This is a genomic window from Pseudomonas fluorescens (genome assembly GCF_004683905.1).
GTDB classification, from domain to species: Bacteria; Pseudomonadota; Gammaproteobacteria; order Pseudomonadales; family Pseudomonadaceae; genus Aquipseudomonas; species Aquipseudomonas putida_A.
The window spans coordinates 2868307-2888699 of record NZ_CP038438.1; the positions used below are offsets into that span (position 1 = coordinate 2868307).

The 20393-nt window shown below is 61.8% G+C and carries 20 protein-coding genes; 17 read left to right on the forward strand and 3 right to left on the reverse strand.

The window, feature by feature from the left end:
- The first annotated feature begins 26 nt into the window (after positions 1 to 26).
- The 12 genes from E4T63_RS13090 (at position 27) to E4T63_RS13145 (ending at position 12398) form a co-directional block, all read left to right on the forward strand.
- Positions 27 to 1235 carry a DSD1 family PLP-dependent enzyme gene (locus E4T63_RS13090; RefSeq protein ID WP_167797096.1) on the forward strand — a complete coding sequence of 403 codons (1209 nt, stop codon included), beginning with the start codon at positions 27 to 29 and terminating at the stop codon, positions 1233 to 1235.
- 274 nt (positions 1236 to 1509) lie between these two features.
- The gene (locus tag E4T63_RS13095; protein WP_007969141.1) at positions 1510 to 2121 is read left to right on the forward strand and encodes a transposase; all 612 of its coding nucleotides are present in this window, start codon (positions 1510 to 1512) and stop codon (positions 2119 to 2121) included.
- Between the two features lie 57 nt (positions 2122 to 2178).
- Positions 2179 to 3777 carry a ShlB/FhaC/HecB family hemolysin secretion/activation protein gene (locus tag E4T63_RS13100; protein WP_135295689.1) on the forward strand — a complete coding sequence of 533 codons (1599 nt, stop codon included), beginning with the start codon at positions 2179 to 2181 and terminating at the stop codon, positions 3775 to 3777.
- A gap of 12 nt (positions 3778 to 3789) precedes the next feature.
- Complete coding sequence (locus E4T63_RS13105) at positions 3790 to 5589, forward strand: DUF2341 domain-containing protein (protein WP_135295690.1); 1800 nt, start codon at positions 3790 to 3792, stop codon at positions 5587 to 5589.
- Between the two features lie 11 nt (positions 5590 to 5600).
- Positions 5601 to 6026, forward strand: coding sequence for an ExbD/TolR family protein (locus E4T63_RS13110; protein ID WP_003224462.1), 426 nt, complete (start codon positions 5601 to 5603; stop codon positions 6024 to 6026).
- 3 nt (positions 6027 to 6029) lie between these two features.
- Complete coding sequence (locus tag E4T63_RS13115) at positions 6030 to 6734, forward strand: energy transducer TonB family protein (RefSeq protein WP_135295691.1); 705 nt, start codon at positions 6030 to 6032, stop codon at positions 6732 to 6734.
- 39 nt (positions 6735 to 6773) lie between these two features.
- Positions 6774 to 8471, forward strand: coding sequence for a putative porin (locus E4T63_RS13120; protein ID WP_135295692.1), 1698 nt, complete (start codon positions 6774 to 6776; stop codon positions 8469 to 8471).
- 18 nt (positions 8472 to 8489) lie between these two features.
- A complete protein-coding gene (locus tag E4T63_RS13125) occupies positions 8490 to 9119 on the forward strand; it encodes a DNA repair protein (protein WP_134786269.1) in 630 nt (209 codons plus the stop codon).
- A gap of 21 nt (positions 9120 to 9140) precedes the next feature.
- The gene (locus E4T63_RS13130; protein WP_134786270.1) at positions 9141 to 9611 is read left to right on the forward strand and encodes a YbjN domain-containing protein; all 471 of its coding nucleotides are present in this window, start codon (positions 9141 to 9143) and stop codon (positions 9609 to 9611) included.
- Positions 9608 to 10555: a peptidylprolyl isomerase gene (locus tag E4T63_RS13135; RefSeq protein ID WP_134786271.1), complete on the forward strand. Its 948-nt coding sequence runs from the start codon at positions 9608 to 9610 to the stop codon at positions 10553 to 10555. Before E4T63_RS13130 ends, E4T63_RS13135 begins: the two co-directional genes overlap by 4 nt.
- A gap of 161 nt (positions 10556 to 10716) precedes the next feature.
- The gene (locus tag E4T63_RS13140) at positions 10717 to 11697 is read left to right on the forward strand and encodes a LysR family transcriptional regulator (RefSeq protein WP_135295693.1); all 981 of its coding nucleotides are present in this window, start codon (positions 10717 to 10719) and stop codon (positions 11695 to 11697) included.
- A gap of 191 nt (positions 11698 to 11888) precedes the next feature.
- Complete coding sequence (locus E4T63_RS13145) at positions 11889 to 12398, forward strand: GNAT family N-acetyltransferase (protein WP_134786273.1); 510 nt, start codon at positions 11889 to 11891, stop codon at positions 12396 to 12398.
- Between the two features lie 20 nt (positions 12399 to 12418).
- Here E4T63_RS13145 and E4T63_RS13150 read toward each other — a convergent pair whose 3' ends face one another.
- On the reverse strand, positions 12419 to 13111 hold the full coding sequence (locus tag E4T63_RS13150; protein WP_096797628.1) for an aspartate/glutamate racemase family protein: 693 nt from the start codon (positions 13109 to 13111) through the stop codon (positions 12419 to 12421).
- Positions 13112 to 13316: 205 nt separating this feature from the next.
- Between E4T63_RS13150 and E4T63_RS13155 the strand changes: the two genes are divergently transcribed.
- Positions 13317 to 13808, forward strand: a complete 492-nt coding sequence (locus E4T63_RS13155; protein ID WP_135295694.1) for a hypothetical protein — start codon at positions 13317 to 13319, stop codon at positions 13806 to 13808.
- Between the two features lie 130 nt (positions 13809 to 13938).
- Here the strand turns inward: E4T63_RS13155 and E4T63_RS13160 are convergent, their stop codons facing one another.
- Entirely contained in the window at positions 13939 to 14157 is a 219-nt protein-coding gene (locus E4T63_RS13160; protein ID WP_027613752.1) for a hypothetical protein, read from the reverse strand.
- An 18-nt stretch (positions 14158 to 14175) separates the two neighbouring features.
- Positions 14176 to 15603 (reverse strand): cytochrome-c oxidase, cbb3-type subunit I, encoded by a 1428-nt coding sequence (gene ccoN / locus E4T63_RS13165; protein ID WP_027613751.1) that lies wholly within the window; start codon positions 15601 to 15603, stop codon positions 14176 to 14178.
- Positions 15604 to 15956: 353 nt separating this feature from the next.
- On the opposite strand from ccoN, the gene E4T63_RS13180 reads away from it, so the two are divergent.
- The 4 genes from E4T63_RS13180 (at position 15957) to E4T63_RS13195 (ending at position 20388) form a co-directional block, all read left to right on the forward strand.
- Complete coding sequence (locus tag E4T63_RS13180) at positions 15957 to 17630, forward strand: nitrite/sulfite reductase (RefSeq protein ID WP_135295695.1); 1674 nt, start codon at positions 15957 to 15959, stop codon at positions 17628 to 17630.
- Positions 17627 to 18106 (forward strand): DUF934 domain-containing protein, encoded by a 480-nt coding sequence (locus tag E4T63_RS13185; RefSeq protein ID WP_135295696.1) that lies wholly within the window; start codon positions 17627 to 17629, stop codon positions 18104 to 18106. The genes E4T63_RS13180 and E4T63_RS13185 overlap by 4 nt, the downstream gene beginning before the upstream one ends.
- 307 nt (positions 18107 to 18413) lie before the next feature.
- Entirely contained in the window at positions 18414 to 19388 is a 975-nt protein-coding gene (locus E4T63_RS13190; protein WP_135295697.1) for a hypothetical protein, read from the forward strand.
- Positions 19389 to 19716: 328 nt separating this feature from the next.
- Positions 19717 to 20388: a DUF3313 domain-containing protein gene (locus tag E4T63_RS13195; RefSeq protein WP_134786277.1), complete on the forward strand. Its 672-nt coding sequence runs from the start codon at positions 19717 to 19719 to the stop codon at positions 20386 to 20388.
- Positions 20389 to 20393: the final 5 nt, after the last annotated feature.

The window sequence follows — 20393 nt, forward strand, 5'->3', positions numbered from 1 at the left end:
CTTTGTTAGTGGGCGTGGGCGCCTGGCTGCGACCGGGTGATCGTGGCGGCCCGTACAGTGAGTATTTTTGCGCGCTGAATAAAGAATTGAAGGACAACGGCCCGATGCGCCCGGTGTTGTTGATCGATCTGGATCGCCTCGATCACAACATCGACGTGGTGGTGCAGTCGCTCAAACGCGGCGGCAAGCAATTGCGTCTGGTGGAAAAATCCCTGCCGTCGCCGGGCTTGTTGAGCTACATCGCGCAACGGGCCGGGACACAAAAACTCATGTCGTTTCACCAGCCGTTTCTCAATCACGATGCTGTAGCGTTTCCGCAGTCCGACATCCTGCTCGGCAAGCCGTTGCCGGTGCGTTCGGCCGAGCTGTTTTATCAGACTCACAAAGGCCCGTTCGATCCTTCCAGGCAACTGCAATGGCTGCTCGACGGGCCTGTACGGCTGCAGCAATACCTGGCGTTGGCGCAAGGGCTGGGCACGCGGATGCGCATCAACATCGAACTGGATGTCGGCCTGCATCGCGGCGGGGTCAGTGATGTGAATGTGCTGGGGCAGATGCTCATGCTGATCAGCGCCAATCCGCAGCATCTGCAGTTCGCCGGGTTCATGGGCTACGACCCGTTCGTGGGCATGGGCGTGCCGGGGATTCTCGGTTCGCCCGAGGAACTGTTCGCCAAGGTCATGGTGATTTATCAGCGCTGCGTGGATTTCACCCGCCAGCAGTATCCGGCGTTGTGGAACGAAAACCTGTGCCTGAACACCGCCGGCAGCCCGAGTTACCGCATCCACGAAAACGAGAAACTGAGCACTGAGGTGTCGGTGGGCACGGCGATGCTCAAACCGACGCATTACGACCTGCCGTCGCTGGTTGACCACGTGCCGGCGACCTACATCGCCACGCCGGTACTGAAAAGCACTGGTGCGGTGAATATCCCGGCGCTGGATGACAAGTCGACTTTGTTCTCGTGGTGGGACACCAACCAGCGGCAGACTTTTTTCATCTACGGCGGCAACTGGATGGCCGAGTTCGAATCGCCGCCAGGGTTGCTGAGCAATGGGGTGTACGGGCGCAGTTCGAATCAGGAGATGGTCAACGGCTCCAACGCCGTGGGCCTGACCATCGAAGATCAAGTGTTCCTGCGCCCGACCCAGACTGAAGCCGTCCTCCTGCAATTCGGTGATCTGCTGGCGGTGCGTGGCGGCAAGATTGTCGACACCTGGCCGGTCTACACCTGACCCAAAAACACCTCAGATACCCCTGTGGGAGCGGGCTTGCTCGCGAAAGCGTCCTGTCAGTCAGCATCTATTTGACTGGCACACCGCATTCGCGAGCAAGCCCGCTCCCACAGGGTTTTGTGTTGTCTGTCAAATCCCGATCAATTTCTGTAATGAAGCTTTTATGACAAAAGTTCGGTAGCACATAGCCAGTCCGGTCATGCCTATGTAACGCGCTTGAGGGGCCCAACGGGGCGCTTTTCACAAGCCGAGGCGGGACGCCGGGAGTGAGGCAATGGGGACTATGGAACGCTACTCGAAAGTGGGCATGCAGGAGCTCGATCAGCGCCTGTCGAAGATCGTCGAGGCCGCGCGCAAGAAGCCGGTTTCGGTATATCGCTACGGCGCGCCGTGGGTCTGGATCGTGTCGCAGGATGACTGGCAGGGCGCCTTGAAAGAGGTCTCCAGCTACATTCCGCCCGGCCATTCGCTGGTGTTGCTGCGCCCGCAGATCGATGACTTGCTCGACGCCCATCAAGGCCTGTTGCACGAACTCAATGCCGAGCCCGGCATGCTCATCCCCGCGCAAACCGTCATGCACATCCTGCTCCTGCAACTGCTGTATTCGGTGCCCAGCGAGCAGCAACTGTATGAACAGCTCAATTACAACCTGCTGTTCCGCTGGTTCGTCGGTCTTGGCCTGAACCAGAAAGTCTGGAGCTTCAACGTCCTCAGTCGCGACATCGCCACGCTGCTCAACAACCCGCGTGCGGTGCAGCTCATCCAGAAAATCATCGGCGAAGTGTTCTGCGGTGCCTTGCTGCAAATGCCCGAGTTCTCGTTGAACTTCGCGCTGCTGCACACCTGGCTCGGCAAGCACAGCGGTGCCTCGACAGTCAGCAACTGACGCAACACACAAGGCGCGCAACAGCGCCACCAGGTCATCGCGAATTCAGGGGGTAGTGTGGATCAGATTTTCACGTCACGGCTGGCGCTGTGGGGCTGGCTGCTGGTGACGGCCGGCGCGCAACCGGCATTCGCCGAAGAGGCCGCCGAAAGCGTAGCGCCGCAACGTCTGGTGGACGTCAACGAATACTTCGTGCGCGGCAACACCGTGCTCGACGCCCGAGCAATTGAAGAGGCGGTGTACCCGTTTCTCGGCCCGCAAAAAGCCATGACTGACATCGAAGGCGCCCGCGATGCCTTGCAGAAGGCTTATCAGCAGCGCGGCTACCAATCGGTGTTCGTCGAACTGCCGGAGCAAGCGGTGGCGGACGGCATCGTCTATCTTCAAGTCAGCGAAACCAAGGTCGGCCGGGTGCGTGTGGTCGGCGCCAAACACTATTCGCCGCTGGACATCCGCGACAACGTCCCGGCGCTAAAAGAGGGCGAGGTGCCGGACTTCGCCAAGGTTCAGGGCGAACTGGCGCAGCTCAATAAAACCCCGGGCCGCCAGGTCATGCCGTTGGTGCGCGAAGGTCAACGCCCCGGCACCATGGACGTCGATTTGCAGGTCGAAGACCAGAACCCGTGGAGCGCCAGCGTCGGCCTCAACAACGATTACAGCGCCGACACCGAGAAACTGCGCGCCGTGACCAGCCTCGGCTACAACAACCTCTGGCAACTCGGCCACAGCATCAACCTGACGTACTTCACCGCACCGCAGGACACCGACAACGCCAAGGTCTGGTCGGCTTCCTACACAGCGCCGTTGAGCGAGCGCTGGAGCGTGCAGTTCTCCGGTTATCAGTCCGACAGCAACGTCGCCACCATCGGCGGCAGCAATGTGCTGGGCAAGGGCCATTCCTACGGGGTGTCGGCGATCTACACGTTGCCGTCCAGTGGCAGCTGGTCGAACTCGCTGTCGGCCGGTATCGACTTCAAGGACTTCGACGAACGCCTGACCCTGTCCGGCGAGAGCGACAAGGTGCCGCTGAAATACGCGCCGTTCACCTTCGCCTACAACGGTTTCCGCTACACCGAAAAAAGTCAGCTTGGACTCGGCCTGAGCCTGGTCGCAGCCACCCGCAGCATTTTCGGTTACGGCAGCTCCGACGAAGACTTCGACTACAAACGCTACCGGGCCAACCCGAGTTTCGCCGTGCTCAAGGGCGACAGCAATTTCACCTGGACTTTCGACAACGACTGGCAGAGCGCGAGCAAAGGCGCGTTCCAGCTGGCGTCGGGGCCACTGGTCTCCAACGAACAGTTTTCCGCTGGCGGCGCGACCTCGGTGCGCGGCTATCTGGCGGCCGAGCGCACCGGCGATGACGGCGTGCTGCTCAGTCAGGAACTGCGCACCCCGTCGCTGGCGAAATACGCCGGCAGCTGGATGCAGGAATGGCGCTTCTACGCCTTTGCCGAAGGCGCGCAACTGTACCTGCGCGACGAACTGCCGGACCAGGACGCCAGTTACGCCCTGGCCAGCGTCGGCCTCGGCACCCGCGCCAGCCTGAGCAAATGGCTGTCCGGCAGCCTCGACTGGGGCTACCCGTTACTCGAAGGGCCGAACACCTCGAAGCAGGAGTCGCGCCTGCACTTCAACCTTCAAGCCACTTTCTAAAGGAGCACGTTCATGCAGCGCCTCATTCTTTCGTTGTTGATCTGCCTGGGCTTCGTGCTCCCGGCCACGGCGCAGGCCTGGTGGCAGGACGACTGGCATTACCGCAAACAGATTGCCGTCGACACCACGCCGCAGGGCGCCGGGATCAATCAGGCCCTCGGCCGCACCGCGCTGCTGGTGCGCCTGCACACCGGCAACTTCACCTTCGACGGGGTCAAGGAAGACGGCGCGGATTTGCGCTTCGTCGCCGCCGATGACAAGACCGTGCTTAACCACCAGATCGAAAGCTTCGATGCGCTGATGGGCATGGCGCTGATCTGGGTCGATGTGCCGAATGTCGAGGGCGGCCAGCGTCAGGACATCTGGATGTACTACGGCAATCAGAAGGCCCCGGCCACCGGCAACGGCCAGTTGACGTTCGATCCGAATTACACCGCGCTGTATCACTTCGACGGCGCCACCGGCACCCCGGCCAAGGACACCACCGCCTACGGCAACACCGCGCAAAGCGCCACCGGCGCGGCGATTGACGGCGTGGTCGGGCGCGCCTTGCAGTTCAGCGGCCAGCCGTTGCTGCTGCCGGCCAGTCCGTCGTTGCAGCACAGCGCCGGCAGTGCGTTCACCTTCAGCGCCTGGCTGCGTCTGGATCAGGCCAATGGCGAGCAACTGATCCTTGCCCGCCGCGAAGGCGCCAACAGCCTGCTGGTCGGGGTCAATCAAGGTGTGCCGTTTGTGGAGATCGACGGCCAGCGCGCCGTGGCCACTCAGCCGCTGAATCCGGGCCAATGGCAGCACGTCGCGCTGACCGCCGAAGGTTCGAAAGTCAGCTTGTACATTAACGGTCGTGAGGGCGCGTCCCTCGCTCAAGCGATGCCGGCGTTCAATTCGGTGATGGCGATTGGCGGCGATCTGACCGCTGGCCCGTTCCAACCGTTCGTGGGCGCCATCGACGAACTGCGCCTGTCGAAAGTCGCGCGTCCCGCGCCGTTGCTGCTGGCCGACGCCACCTCGCAAGGCGCGGAGTCGAAACTGGTGGCCTACGGCGTCGATGAAGAACAGTCCGGTTTCGGTTTCGGCAGCCTCGGTTTCCTGCTCAATGCGGTGCCGGTCGACGCCTGGGTGATCATCGCCGTGCTGGTGCTGATGATGTTCCAGTCGTGGATCATCATGCTGCGCAAGAACCGCACCCTCAGCCGCGTGAGCAAGGCCAACGAGGATTTCCGCGAGCAATTCGCCAAGGTCGGTACGCGCCTGGAGATGTTCGCCGACGACGCGCAACTCGCCCAGCGTCTGCAGCATTCGCCGCTGTGGCGCCTGTACGCGGTGGCGGTCAAGGAAATCCGTACCCGCCGCGAGCAGGGCGCCGATACCTCTTCGGTGTCGGCGGCAACCATCGAAGCGATCCGCTGCTCGATGGACGGCGTGCGTACCCGTGAGAACCAGGCGCTCAGCTCGAAACTTTCGACCCTGTCCAACGCCATCGCCGGCGGCCCGTACATCGGCCTGCTCGGCACCGTGCTGGGGATCATGGTGGTGTTCCTCGGCACCGCCATGGCCGGCGACGTCAATATCAACGCCATCGCGCCCGGCATGGCCGCCGCATTGCTCGCCACCGCCATGGGCCTGTTCGTCGCGATTCCGGCGCTGTTTGGCTACAACCGCCTGATCACCCGCAACAGGGAAGTCAGCGCCGACATGCGCGTGTTCGTCGACGAGTTCATCACGCGTCTGGCGGAGATGCACGGCGAAGGCCAGTCCAGCGAAGCGGCGCATCAGCGCGGCCATCACGCCAACCACTCCGTACCGGCCTGAGGAGCACTGCCATGGCGTCCGTAAATGCCTCCCACGACGATGACGAAGATGCAGCGGTGGACAGCATCAACATCACCCCATTGGTCGACGTGCTGATGGTGGTGCTGGTGATGTTCATCCTCACCGCCACCGCGCAGGTCTCCGGGATCCAGATCAACCTGCCCAAGGCCAGCGCCTCGGTGTCGCTGTCGGAAGCCAAGACCAAGGCGATTTCGGTCAACGACGGCGGTCAGGTGTTCCTCGACGCCTACCCGGTGACCCTGGCCGAGCTGGAGGAACGCCTGCGTATCGAGAAGGCGCAGAGCCCGGACTTCCCGGTGATCGTGCGCGGCGACGCCACGGTGCAGTACCAGAAGGTCATTGAAGTGCTGGATCTGTTGCGCCGGCTCGAACTGTCTCAGGTCGGTCTGGTGACCGGCAAACCGACGCAGGGCTGAGTGATGACCGCACAACTTCCGATCGAGCCCTTGCCGGTGAAAAGGTCGCCGATGCGCTTTGTAAAGTGGGGCGCCGGGCTGCTGCTCGGTGCGCTCGCCGCGTGGTTCCTGTGGCAGTGGGCCAATGACATGAGCGGCGTGCGCCGTGAAGCGCCGAAGGTGCCGACGATCATTCCGTTGCCGCCACCGCCGCCGCCACCTCCGGAAAAACCACCGGAGCCGGAAACCCCGGTGGAAGAAAAAGTCATCGAGCCCGAACCCACGCCCGAGCCGCAAGAGGTCAAGCCCGAGGAAGAGGCGCCGCCATCGCCGGCGGACGATCTGGCCAACCCGATGCAAATGGACGGCGACGCGCAGAGTGGCAACGACGCGTTCAACATCGGCGCCGGCAAGGGTGGCGGCATGGCCGGTGCGGGTGGCGGACGCCTGGGCACCGGCACTTACAGCCAGTTCCTCGCGTTCACTTTTCAGCGCTTGCTGCGCGAGAACCCCGATCTGCGCAACCTCGCATTCTCGCTGGAGGCCGATGTGTGGCTGAGCAGCGTCGGCGAAATCACCCGGGTCGAGCTGGTCAAGTCCAGCGGCAAGCCCGAGATCGACACTCAGGTGCTGGCCGCATTGCGTAACGCGCCCCATCTGAGCGAACGGCCACCGGCCTCCATCACTTTGCCTGTGCGCCTGTCCCTGCAAGGGCGGCGTCCGGGTTAACCGAATTCATAAAGCTGTATGAAAAGGAGTTGTGTGCAGATGATTTCCAACGTGAATCGATTGTCCCTGGCGGTCGGCATGGTCATCGCGACCCTGGTCGGGCAGGCAGCGGCAGCGCCTGCGCCCTCGGAGAACGCCACGATCAATCTGATCCGCTTGCTGGTCGAGCAGGGCATTCTGAAACAGGACAAGGCTGACGCGCTGATCGCCCAGGCGCAGAACGAAGCCGCCCAGGCCAAGCAGGCAGCGGCTTCGACAGCGGTCGCAGCCGGTCCGGTGGCCGCACCGGGCGATGTGCGCGTGCAGTACGTGCCCGCCGCGGTGCGCGACCAGATCCGCGATCAGGTCAAGGCCGAGGTCATGGCCACCGCCAAGCAGGAAAACTGGGCAGCGCCCAACACCTTCCCGGACTGGGCGTCGCGTATCAGCTTCGATGGCGACATCCGCCTGCGCGATGAATCGCGCTACTACTCGGGCAGCAACAGCAACGAAATCGTCGACTTCGCCAAACTCAACAACAACGGTCCGTACGACGTGAACCCCAACAGCAGCACCAGTCTGCCGCCGTTGCTCAACACCCGTGAAGACCGCACCAACCAGTTCCGCCTGCGCGCACGGCTGGGCATGAAAGCGGTGATCTCGCCGGAATGGACCGCCGGCATCCGCATCGGCACCGGCTCGGACAACAACCCGGTGTCGACCACGCAGAACCTCGGCGGCGGGTTTGCCAAGAAAGACATCTGGCTCGATCAGGGCTACCTGAACTGGAAGCCGACCGATGAGCTGACCCTGACCGGCGGGCGCTTCGCCAACCCGTTCATGTCTACCGACATGCTGTATTCCAACGACCTGAATTTCGACGGCGTGGCGGCGATTTTCGACCACAAGCTCAACCGCGACTGGGGCGTGTTCGGCACCGTCGGCGCGTTCCCGGTGGATTACACCAACGACACCACCACCAGCAACGGTTTCGACAAGGAAGAAAGCGACAACAAGTGGCTGTACGGCGCGCAGCTCGGCGCCAAGTGGGCGATCAACAGCAACAACCGCCTCAAGGGTGCGTTGGCCTACTACCGCTTCGACGACATTCAAGGCCAACGCTCCAGTCCTTGCGCACCGTGGGCCGGCGCCCCGGGCTGCGACACCGATGGCACCCGTGCGGCGTTCATGCAGAAGGGCAACAGCGTGTTCCTGCTGCGCGACATCACGCCGAACCCGGCCAACCCGACCACCACGCCGCAGCCGCAATTCGTCGGCCTGGCGTCGGAGTTCAACCTGCTCGACCTGAACCTGGTGTGGGATGCCGATCTGCCAGAGGACTTCAAGCTGCGCAGCCAGGGCAACTACATCCACAACCTCGGTTACGACGAAGGCGACATGCGCAAGCGCGCCGAGGGGCAGATCGTCAACAACCTCAACAGCAACGGCGAGATCGAAAGCGGCGCCAATGCGTGGATGGTGCAGTTCACCCTCGGCAACGCGCTGGACCTGAAGAAGCAGGGCGACTGGAATATGTTCGCCGGCTACAAGTACATCCAGCCGGACGCCTTGCCCGACGGCTTCAACGATTCCTCGTTCCACCTCGGCGGCACCAACGCCAAGGGCTATTTCCTCGGCGGCAATTACGGTCTGGCGAAGAACGTCTACGCCACCGGCCGCTGGCTGAGCACCGAGGCGGTGTACGGCGCGCCGTTCGACATCGACGTCTTGCAGCTTGAGATCAACACGCGCTTCTAAGGCGCCGGGAGTACGGTCATGCACGCACGAGTTTTTCTGTTGGGGCTGAGTTTTTTCATCGCACAAGGCGCGCACGCCGAAGGCATGGAGGAGCGTCTGCGCACCCAGTTGCGCAGCACCACCCAGCAGTTGCAGACCCTGCAGAGCCAGCAGGCCCAAGCCAGCGCCGCGCAACTGGCGGCGCAGAACGAAGCCAAGGCTGCGCAGGCGCAGATCAAGCAATTGACCGCCGAACTGGCCAAGGCCAAAGGCGTCGCCGAGCAGTTGGCCGGCCAGCAGCAGAACCTGCACAACCAGGCGCAAGCGCAAGTCGCCGCCAGCAGCGAACAGGTCGGCAAGTTCAAGAAGGCCTACGACGAGTTGCTGGTCATGGCCCGTGCCAAAGAGGCAGAACGGTCTAAGCTTCAAGCGCAATTGGCTGAACGTGACACACAAGTGCAGCAATGTTCAGTCAAGAATCAGCAGATGTATGGCGTCGCCAAGCAGATCCTCAGCGCCTACGAAAACATCGATGTGGCCGAGGTGATGAAGATCCGCCAGCCCTTTGCGGGTAGTGCCCGGGTCAAGTTCGATGAGTTGGCCCAGGGGTTCGGTGACGAGCTGTACAAGACTCAATTCGACGCGCCACAAGCCGCGCTCGCACACTGATTTACCAACAAGGAAGAAGTCATGACTCAATTGATCAGCCATGTGTCCCCACAATCCCTGACCGACGTCCTGCAAGCGGCCGGTTATCGCGTCAACCAGACCGAACAGAACGGCATCGTGCAGTTGCTCAGCGCCAGTCAGGGCATCGGTTATGCCGTGCGTTTCGGCAACCCGGCGGTGGAGCAGGGCAGCTACGTCGATTTCACTTTCAGCTGCGCGCTGCGGGTGCAAGGTGAGTTGCCACAGGGCGTGGCCGAACAGTGGAACGCCACCCGGCGTTTTGCGCGGTTGTCGTTGCAGGGCGAGTTTCTGGTGATGGAGATGGACGTGGTGCTGGCGGCCGGTGTGAGCCACGATCACCTGCGCGGCAATCTGGAATTGTGGGATCGCCTGTTGCAGGAGTTCATCGTCTACCTGCGTGATTTCAGCCAGGCCGCACAAGCTTCGACAGCAAAAGTCGCCACCACTGAGCAAGAGGAAGTCGCGCTGTGAAAAAGCCTGCCATGGTGATCGGCGCCGGGGCAGTGGCGCTGTTGGTGGTAGCCGTGGCGCTGGTGCTGCGACCGGGTGCTGACCCGGTTGCCGCCCAGCAATCGTCGCCGTTGGCGGCGGTTGCTGCGGGGCCTGCGGTGGCGCGGTTGGGCAATCAGCAAGTGACGCCGCAGGAGTTGCAGGCGCTGCTGGCGACCGTCCCGCCGGCGACTCGCGAGCAATTGCGCGGCAACCGTGAAGCGCTGGAGCGCTGGATTCGTGCGCGGTTGGCGGAAAAAGCCGTGTTGGAACAGGCCGACGCTCAGGGCTGGGCACAGCGTCCGGACGTGGTGCGGCAAACCCGCGCGGCCACTGAGCAGATCGTCTTTCGCGATTACCTGCGCTCGGTCAGCACGGTGCCGGCGGACTACCCGAGTGCGAGCGAGTTGCAGCAGGCGTATGACGCTGGCAAGGGCAACTGGCAGACTCCGGCGTTGTATCGGGTGAGCCAGATTTTCCTCGCGGTGCCGGATGCCCAGAGCCTGGAAGCTGTGCGCAAGCAGGCCACCGAGCTAAGCAAGAAGGCCCAGAGCACACCGGGGGATTTTGCCGCGCTGGCGACTCAGTATTCGCAGGATCGCCTGACCGCCGAACGCGGCGGCGACACCGGGCTGCAACCGTTGCAGCAACTGGTGCCGGAGGTAAGGGGTGCGGTGGCGAAATTGAAGGTCGGTGCGGTGTCCGATCCAGTGCAGAGCGCGGCCGGCTTCCATGTGATCAAACTCACTGAACAGCAACCGGCACGTACTGCGACCCTCGACGAACTGCGCGACCAATTGACTCAAGCCTTGCGTGCGCAACGTCAGGAGCAGATTGCTCAGGCGTATCTGGACGGGATGCTCAATACCGCGACGCTGAGTATCGATGGGGCTGAGCTGAACAAGGTCCTCGAAGAGAAACGCTGATGGTGATTCACCGCAGATCCCGGGTGGGAGCGGGCTTGCTCGCGAAAGCGGTGGGTCTTTCAACAAACAAGTTGGCTGGCATGGCCCCTTCGCGAGCAAGCCCGCTCCCACATTAGAACCGTGGCGTTTTCCAAAATACAAAGATCGACAGGGAGTCATCGATGTCATTCACCGAACCCGCAGGACGACAGGGTAGCCCCGACTATCGCTGGGCACAGGGCGAGCGCGAGCCTTGGCTGGCGCAAGCCGCGACCATCGATGCCGAGGTCGCGCAATATTTTCTGGTCAGTGCCCGTTGCGGCTGTTTCATGCAGGCGGCGCGCAGCCTCAACGTGCGCTCGACCTTGCTGCGCAAGCAGTTGGCGCAGCTTGAGCAGGAACTGCAGCACTCGCTGTTCAGCTTTCAGGGCAGCGCCCTGAGCCTGACCCGTGAAGGTCAGCAGTTGCAGGCGCAACTGGTGGCGCTGGCCCACGAACGCAAACTGCCGGTGGTCGAGCAGCCACTGGTGCGTTTGGCGGTAGCCGAATCGATCCTGCATGACATTCTCGGTCGCGACCTGATCGCGTTGCTGCGGCGCAATGCCAGCGTGCGTCTCGAGATCATTGCGCTGGACAGCGAGTTGGCCTTGCGCGCAGTCAGCGCCGACGTGGTGCTGTGGCTGGCCCACGGCGACACCCCCAGCCCCGGCCCGACCTTCGCCACCAGTCAGCCGCAGGCCCTGGCGCGTCTGGATTACCTGCCGCACATCGCCAAACGCTATTCCCGGGTCACCGCGCGCCCGGCGAGTGCCGATGATCTGAGCGATTTCATGCTGGTGCAATGGCAGCACGACCGGCAGATCGACAGCTTCCGGCCGTGGAATGAACTGGTCGAACAACGTCTAGCCGGCGTGGTGCAGATGCAGTCCTATGAGCTGATGCTGGAAATGATCCGCTGCAGCGCTTGCATCGGGTTGCTGCCGGCGTACATGAGCCGTTTCGATCGCGGGTTGATTGCGCTGCCGGGGCTGTTTGACGAGCCGATGCAGTTGCAGGCATGGCTGGCGGTCAACGCTGATTCCCGGGACGTCGCCGAAGTGCAAACCCTGGTCGAACTGATCCAGCACACCTTCAACGAACGCCAGGAATGGTTCCAGACCTGATCCGATTCTGCCAACACCCCCAATCCCCTGTGGGAGCGGGCTTGCTCGCGAAAGCGGTGTGTCAGGTGACAGCGATGTTGAATTTCAGACCGCTTTCGCGAGCAAGCCCGCTCCCACATTTTGATATTCGCCAGCCAGACGCTCAACGGTTTAGAGTAAGCGGCCACACATCGATCCAGGAAGGATCTGCCATGCCCGACCACAACCCCGCCATCACCCTCGAACGCTTCAACGAATCCCATATCGAGGCCGTTACCGCGCTGTACAACGATCCGGCCGTGACCCGGCAGGTGTTGCAGATGCCGTTTCAGTCCACCGAGATCTGGCGCCAACGGCTGCTGGCGGAGAACGAGCGGATGGTCAAACTGGTGGCGCTGCATCAGGGCGCGGTGGTCGGTCATCTCGGGCTGGAAAACTATTCGCGGATTCGCCGCGCCCACGCCGGCAGCGTCGGCATGGCCGTCGCTGTGGCGTGGCAAGGCAAGGGTGTCGGGTCGAAACTGCTGGCGGCGGCGCTGGACGTCGCCGACAACTGGATGAACCTGCACCGGGTCGAACTCTCGGTGTACGCCGACAACCAGGCGGCCATCGGTCTCTACCGCAAGTTCGGCTTCGAGAACGAAGGCCTGTTTCGTGACTACGCCGTGCGCGACGGGCAATGGGTCGACACCCTGAGCATGGCCCGTCTGCGTCGTCGATAAGCCAAAAAATCCTGTGGGAGTCAGTTGCCCAGAGCGAACGCCACCGCCGACTGCGCATGCAACTCGGTGGTGTCGAGCAGGGGCAGGGCGCTGTGTTCGGGTTTGACCAGCAGGCCGATTTCCGTGCAGCCGAGGATGATCGCCTGGGCACCGCGCGCGGTCAGCGCTTCGATCACCTGTTGATAGATTTTGCGTGATTCGTCACTGATCACCCCGACGCACAATTCGTCGTAGATGATCCGGTGCACGTCCTTGCGCTCGGCGTCGTCCGGCACCAGTACCGTCAGACCCTGCGCAATCAGGCGCTGCTTGAGAAAATCCTGCTCCATGGTGAACGCCGTGCCGAGCAGACCGACCGTGCGCGCATCGATGGCCAATGCTGCCTGCGCCGCCGGTTCGGCGATGTGCAGGAACGGAATGCTGATCGCTGCCTGAATCTGCGCCGCGACCTTGTGCATGGTGTTGGTACACAGCACCACGCATTCGGCGCCGCCGGCCTCGAGCCTGCGCGCGGCATCCACCAGAATCGCCGCCGCATCGTCCCAGCGCCCGGCGTGCTGCGCCTGTTCGACCGGGCCGAAGTCGACGCTGTACATCAGGATTTGCGCCGAGCGCAGCGAGCCGAGCCGGTCACGAACCTGTTGATTGATGAGACGATAATATTCCGCGCTGGATTCCCAGCTCATGCCGCCGATCAGGCCGATGGTGCGCATTGAAACTCCTCGAACAATGGCCCGTATTGGAAAAGTCGGGCTCCGGCCGAGTGTCCATCGGTTCAATGACGGATGCCAGTACAAAGCAACTGTACCGTTGATCCTGTTGCCAAGTGTCCCGGTGCCGGCGATCGAGGTTTAACGTACGCCGGCGCCTCGATCTGTCACTATCGACTATCGCAGGCTCTCCCCGAGGAACGTACCGATGAACGACGTACAACAACTGGGCGAAATGCTTCGTCACTATGCCGAGAGTGAAGCGCACAAGAAGCAATTGTTCGAAACCCAGTCACAGGCGTGGGCCAGCCGCATCACCGAGCTGTTCGGCCAGATCCGGCAATGGCTGGAACCGGTGCAGGCACCGAACCTGCTGGAGGTGAGCCGCGAGGCTTACGTCGCATTCGGGCCGAGCACGCCGGTGGAAACCTCGACCTTCAAGACCGAGAAACTGAGCATCGTGATTGCCGGCAAAGCGGTGGAGTTCGTGCCAGACGTGATGGGCAGCGCCGGGCAGATTTCCCTGGCGGTGATGGGCCTGACGGCGGCGCGCTATGGCAGCATTTCGCTGGTCGGGCTGCCGAACGGCGAGTGGCAATGGCGCAAGACCAATGGCCTGAAGGATCCCGACACCTTTGTGTTTGATGCGGACTTTCTCGCGCAGCAACTGCAGAGCCTGATTCCGCGCGATCGCGCCTAGATCTCAGGATTTGCACAAGTCCCCTGTAGGAGTGAGCCTGCTCGCGATAGCGGTATATCAGTCACCATACAGTTGGCTGAATGACCGCAATCGCGAGCAGGCTCACTCCTACAAAGGGGCGGTGGTGGGGTTACATCTCGAGGTTGATCCAGCCCGGTTTCGCCTCTTCCGGCGCCACCGCCTTCACGGTTTTGCCGGTCGCCAGCTCCACTCGCCGTGCCACCTCCGGATCATCAGCAAACGGCACCATGCTCGCATCGTCGAGGCTCTCTGAAGTCTGATGGCGCAGGCAGTACTCTACCGCCAGCCACAGAAACACCACCCCCAGCACATTCAAGAAAATATCCATCCTCTGCGGCTCCCTGCCTCAGGCAATCTGTGCCTGGCTGCGTGCCAGCGCCACGTCGGCGACCCGCACCGTGCGCCAGACGTTGTAGGCCATCAGCAGCATGCCGCTGAGGAAGAACACCCCGCCGGCAAAGCGCACGATGAACCCCGGATGACTGGCCTGCAGCGCCTCGACAAACGAGTAGGTCAGCGTGCCGTCCTCGTTGATCGCTCGCCACATCAGGCCCTGAGTGATGCCGTTGACCCACATCGACGCGATGTACAACACGGTGCCGATGGTCGCCAGCCAGAAGTGCAGGTTGATCAGCGGCGTGCTGTACATCTGCTCGCGTCCAAAGACTTTCGGCACCATGTGATACGTCGCGCCGAAGGTGATCATCGCCACCCAGCCCAAAGCCCCGGCGTGAACGTGGCCGATGGTCCAGTCGGTGTAGTGGGAGAGGGCGTTGACGGTTTTGATCGCCATCATCGGGCCTTCGAAGGTCGACATGCCGTAGAACGCCAGCGACAGCACCAGGAAGCGCAAAATCGGGTCGGTGCGCAACTTATGCCAGGCACCGGACAAGGTCATCATGCCGTTGATCATCCCGCCCCAGCTCGGCGCCAGCAGGATCAGTGACATCGCCATGCCCAGCGACTGCGCCCAGTCCGGCAGCGCGGTGTAGTGCAAGTGGTGCGGGCCGGCCCAGATGTACAGGGTGATCAGCGCCCAGAAATGCACGATCGACAACCGGTATGAATACACCGGGCGATTCACCTGTTTTGGCACGAAGTAATACATCATTCCGAGGAAGCCGGTGGTCAGGAAGAAACCCACCGCGTTATGCCCGTACCACCACTGCACCATGGCATCGGTGGCCCCGGAATACACCGGATAGGATTTGAACCAGTCCACCGGGATCGACAGGTGATTGACCACGTGCAGCATGGCGATCACCAGAATGAACGCGCCGAAGAACCAGTTGCCGACATAGATGTGTTTGGTCTTGCGCTGCACCACGGTGGTGAAAAACACGATGGCGTACGCGACCCAGACCACCGCCATCCACACCGCGCCGGAGAATTCGATCTCGGCGTATTCCTTGGTGGTGGTGTAGCCCATTGGCAGGGTGATCAGCATGATCACGATCACCGATTGCCAGCCCCAGAAGGTGAAGGCCGCGAGCTTGTCCGAGTACAGCCGCACCTGGCAGGTACGTTGCACCGCGTAGTAACTGGCGGCGAATTGCGCGCTGCCGGCGAAACCGAAAATCACCAGGCTGGTGTGCAATGGCCGCAAGCGGCCGAAGGTGGTCCAGGGCAGGTCGAGGTTCATGTCCGGCCACACCAGTTGCGAAGCGATCCAGACCCCCATCGCCATGCCGACAACACCCCAGAAAACCGTCGCGATAACGAATTGGCGGACGACCTTGTAGTTATACGCCTGTCCGATTGTTGCTGTGCTCATGGTCAGTTCATCCACGGTTGCAAAGTCTTGCCAGGCCACCCTGGTCTGGCACGAGCTGCACTGTAGGAACAGCGTCGGAAACAAAACAGGCTCAGGAATCTTTCATTTGTACGGATCAGATTGAAGTGCTGCCTGCGGCGTTCTGCCGCGCCCTGATATGGTTTTTATGACTTCAGGTGAATCTGTTGGGTGCTGCGCTGCTCGTCCATAGTCGGGGAAAATCCTGTGGGAGCGGGCTTGCTCGCGAAAGCGGCGTGTCAGCCAACAAGTCAGTTGCCTGACACGCCGCTTTCGCGAGCAAGCCCGCTCCCACAGTTTTGATCTGGGATCAAACCTGATGGGGTAGCCGCTGCATGTATCAATACGATGATTACGACCGGGCGTTGGTGTTCGAGCGCGTTGCGCAGTTTCGCGATCAGGTCGAGCGCTTCATGGCCGGAGAGTTGAGCGAAGAAGAGTTCCTGCCGCTGCGTCTGCAAAACGGCCTCTACCTGCAGAAGCACGCGTACATGCTGCGGGTGGCGATTCCTTACGGCACCCTGAGTGCCGAACAGATGCGTACGCTGGCGAGCATTGCCGCCGATTATGATCGCGGCTACGGCCACTTCACCACGCGGCAAAACCTGCAATTCAACTGGATCGAACTGGCGCAGGTGCCGGACATCCTTGAACGCCTGGCGCAGGTCAACATGCACGCGATCCAGACCTCCGGCAACTGCGTGCGCAACATCACCACCGAGGCGTTTGCCGGGGTCGCGGCGGACGAGTTGATCGACCCGCGCCCGCTGGCCGAGATCTTGCGGCAATGGTCGACGATCAACCCGGAGTTCCTCTTCCTGCCACGCAAGTTCAAGATCGCCATCTGCTCGGCGAAGCAGGATCGCGCGGCGATCATGATGCATGACATCGGCCTGTATCTTTATCCGGGGCGCGACGGGCAGATGCTGCTGCGGGTGATCGTCGGTGGCGGGTTGGGGCGCACGCCGATCCTCGGTCTGCAGATCCGCGAAGGCTTGCCGTGGCAGCATCTGCTGTCCTACGTCGAAGCGATCCTGCGGGTCTACAACCGCCATGGCCGGCGCGACAACAAGTACAAGGCGCGGATCAAGATTCTGGTCAAGGCGCTGGGCATCGAGGCGTTCGCCAAAGAGGTTGAGGAAGAATGGCAACACCTCAAGGACGGCCCGGCGCAGCTGACCGAGGCTGAATACGAGCGGGTCGCCAGTGCCTTCGTGCCGCCGATCTATCACACCCTGGCCGATACCGATCTGGATTTCGGCACGCATCTGGCTGAAAGCCCGGCGTTCGCCCGCTGGGTTGCGCGCAACGTGCAGCCACACAAGAAACCCGGTTACACCAGCGTGGTGCTGTCGACCAAACCCGGTTTGAGCGCACCGCCGGGTGATGTCACCGGGTTGCAGATGCTGGCGGTGGCCGACTGGTCGGAGCGCTTCGGTTTTGGCGAAATTCGCATTGCCCACGAGCAGAACATCGTCCTGCCCGATGTACGAAAGTCTGATCTGTACGAACTCTGGCAGCTTGCCTGCGAGCGCAATCTGGGCAGCGCCAACGTTGGCCTGCTGACCGACATCATTGCCTGCCCTGGCGGCGATTTCTGTGCGCTGGCCAACGCCAAGTCGATCCCGATTGCCCAGGCGATTCAGGCGCGTTTCGACAACCTCGACTACCTGCACGATCTGGGCGACATCAGCCTGAACATCTCCGGTTGCATGAACGCCTGCGGCCATCACCACATCGGCAATATCGGCATCCTCGGCGTCGATAAGAACGGCAGCGAGTGGTATCAGATCACCCTTGGCGGCGCGCAGGGCAAAAACAGCGCCTTGGGCAAAGTCATCGGCCCATCGTTCAGCGCGGCCGAAGTGCCGCAGGTGATCGAACGGATCATCGGCACCTTCGTGCGATACCGCGAAAGCGAGGAGTTGTTTGTCGACACCGTGGCGCGTATTGGCCTGGAGCCGTTCAAGGAGCGGGTCTACCCGAAAGTGCTGGAGGCGTCGGCATGAACAATCTGCTGCGTCTGGAGCAAGGTGTCGCACGCCTGATCGAGGACGACCCATGGACGCTGGTTCGCGAGCCGGAGCAGGGCAGGCCGCAAGGATTGCTGATCCTGCCGCTGGCGCACTGGCTGCAATCGCCCTCGGCCCACGCGGTGTGGCTGGGGCCGGACGATGAAGTTGAAAGCGTGGTGCCGTGGCTGGCCTCGCTGCCGCTGATTGCCCTGGATTTTCCGAGCTTTCGCGACGGTCGCGCCTACAGTCAGGCGTATCTGCTGCGTAGCCGGTTTGGCTGGGCTGGCGAGTTGCGCGCGATTGGTGATGTTTTGCGTGATCAGCTCAGTCATATGCGCCAGTGCGGGTTCGACAGCTTCGCGGTGCGCGAGGACAAGTCGGCTGAGGATGCCCTGAAGGGACTGGCCGGCATGAGCGTGCTGTACGGCCGCTCGGTGATCGAGCCACGGCCGCTATTCCGCAGACGCTGAATATCCATTGCTTGATAGATACTTTGTGGTGAGGGGATTTATCCCCGATGGGCTGCGAAGCAGACCTAAAATCTGCCGAAGCATTTCTTCAGCTAAAACCTGTTGGCTGGTTCTGCGGCCGCCGCGCAGCCGGTCGGGGATAAATCCCCTCACCACAATTGCCTAGCGGCCCCTTCTCTACAGGGGAAACCCTTACATCCCGCACCATTCCCGGATTTTTCCTTGGGTCGATGCTGGCCTTTTGGTAGAGTCCCCGTCGCCAGCGGGTTTTCGGCTGGACGACGGAACGAAGAAGGGAGTCTGGGTAGTGAGTGCGGGCAAAAAGATTTTGGGCCTCACGGCGTTGCTGTTGATGCTGACGCTGTGGGCCAGTTACTTCTATGTGTTCAAGGAAAACCGCGACGGCCAGTTGGGCGGCGCCGGTGAAAGCACCGCGTGGTGCGGCGCGCCGCCGTCCACCGAAGCGGCGCTGTTGGGCAAGGATCAACTGACCTTGCGCGTCACCAACAACCTGCGCGGCGAGTTCATGCTCAGTGGCTCGCTGGTGGTCTCCGAACGCACCTTCAACCGTTACGATCTGGGCCGCAACGAACTGCGTCTGCGCCTGGAACCGTTGCAGTGGTCGTACGGCGTGACGCCGATCTTCCTCGAACAGGTCAAGGTTCAGCCGCTGAGCCGCAACCTCGCGTCTCCAACGAAAAGCGCCTACGCCGAGCTTGAGCCACGGCCGATCGGCGTCCAGGGCCAGGTCACCGACTTCCCCTTCGACACCTATCGCTACGGCTACAAACCGGTGCTGTATTACCTCAAGGGCAGCGAGCGCATCGACCTGCGCTTCAAGAACATCACCACGCTGATGGAGATGTCCAACACCTTCACGCCGATCCAGAAGTACAACCGCGTCGAGTACATCAACGAGAAAAACTCGATGATCCGCGACGAGGATTACAAGGCCTACGGCCCGCACGAATGCGCGTTCAGCGTCGAGCGCAAAGGCTCGTTCAAGGTCGTGGTGCTGTTGTTCCTGCTGGTGCTGTGCCTGCCGCTGTTGCACGTGTTCTATCGTGACGAGCCGGGGATCGACTTCCTCGCCACGCTGGTGACGATTGCCGTGGTGCGGGTGCTGCTGGTCGGGCCGGTGCAGGACTTCCAGCTGTACAACATCGACTTCCTGTTCGGCGCTGCGATTCTGCTGGTGGGCTCGGTGTCGCTGATCAAGGCGATGCGCGCCAACAGCCGGCGCGAGATGGCGTTGAAGAGCGGGGCGACGTCTTCCTGGTAATACTCAGTGTTCGAGACCAACACTGACCCTGTGGGAGCGGGCTTGCTCGCGAATGCGGTACATCAGTCACCCTTGATGTTGGCTGAGGGAATGCATTCGCGAGCAAGCCCGCTCCCACAAGGGATCAGGGATCACTTCAGCGCCGGATCCCCCATGTTCATCTTCTTCCAGCCTTAAGTCGTATCTGCATCTGTGGCTTAAATGAGGTTTGCCAAGCCGCGCGGGGTCTCGTATGAATTTTGTGGTTTTGCAACGCAATCGCCGCGCTTTTAGCTATACCTGTAACTCCCCCATACGCACATTCAGGCCTTCTGACAGGAGTTACAGCATGAAGCTAGCAGTAATGATGGGCGCCCTTTGCATCGCCACCCTTGGGGTGGTGGGTTGCTCCAGCAAAACCGTCGCTCCCGATGAGTATTCCGGCTTTCTCAAGGACTACAGCCAGCTCAAGGAGGCCAAATCGCCGTCCGGCGCCGAGGTGATGCGCTGGATCGATCCGAAGGTCGACATCAGCAAGTTCACCAGCGTGTACATCGAGCCAACCCAGCTCTATCCAAAGCCGCAACCGACCGCAAAGATTTCGCAGCAGACCCTCAACGGCATCACCTCCTATTACGATCAGGCGCTCAAGCGTGAAATCAGCAAGGATCTGCCGTTGGCCAACGGCCCCGGCCCAGGGGTGATTGTGGTGCGGGCGGCGATCACTGCCGTGAGCAGCAAGACCGAAGGCCTGCACGCGTATGAAGTGATCCCGGTCGCTCTGGTCGCGGCAGCGGTCAGCACCGCCAGCGGTATCCGCGATCAGGAAACCACCCTGGCCACCGAAGCGGTGTTCCTCGACGGTGCGAGCAACAAGGTGGTGGCGCAAGTGGTGCGCAAAGGCACCGGTAAACCGTTGGAAAATGAAACTCAAGCGATGAAGGCCTCCGACGTCAAACCTGTGATCGACGGCTGGGCCAATGACATGCGTCAGATGTATGTGAAGCTCAAGTCCAAATAAGCTGG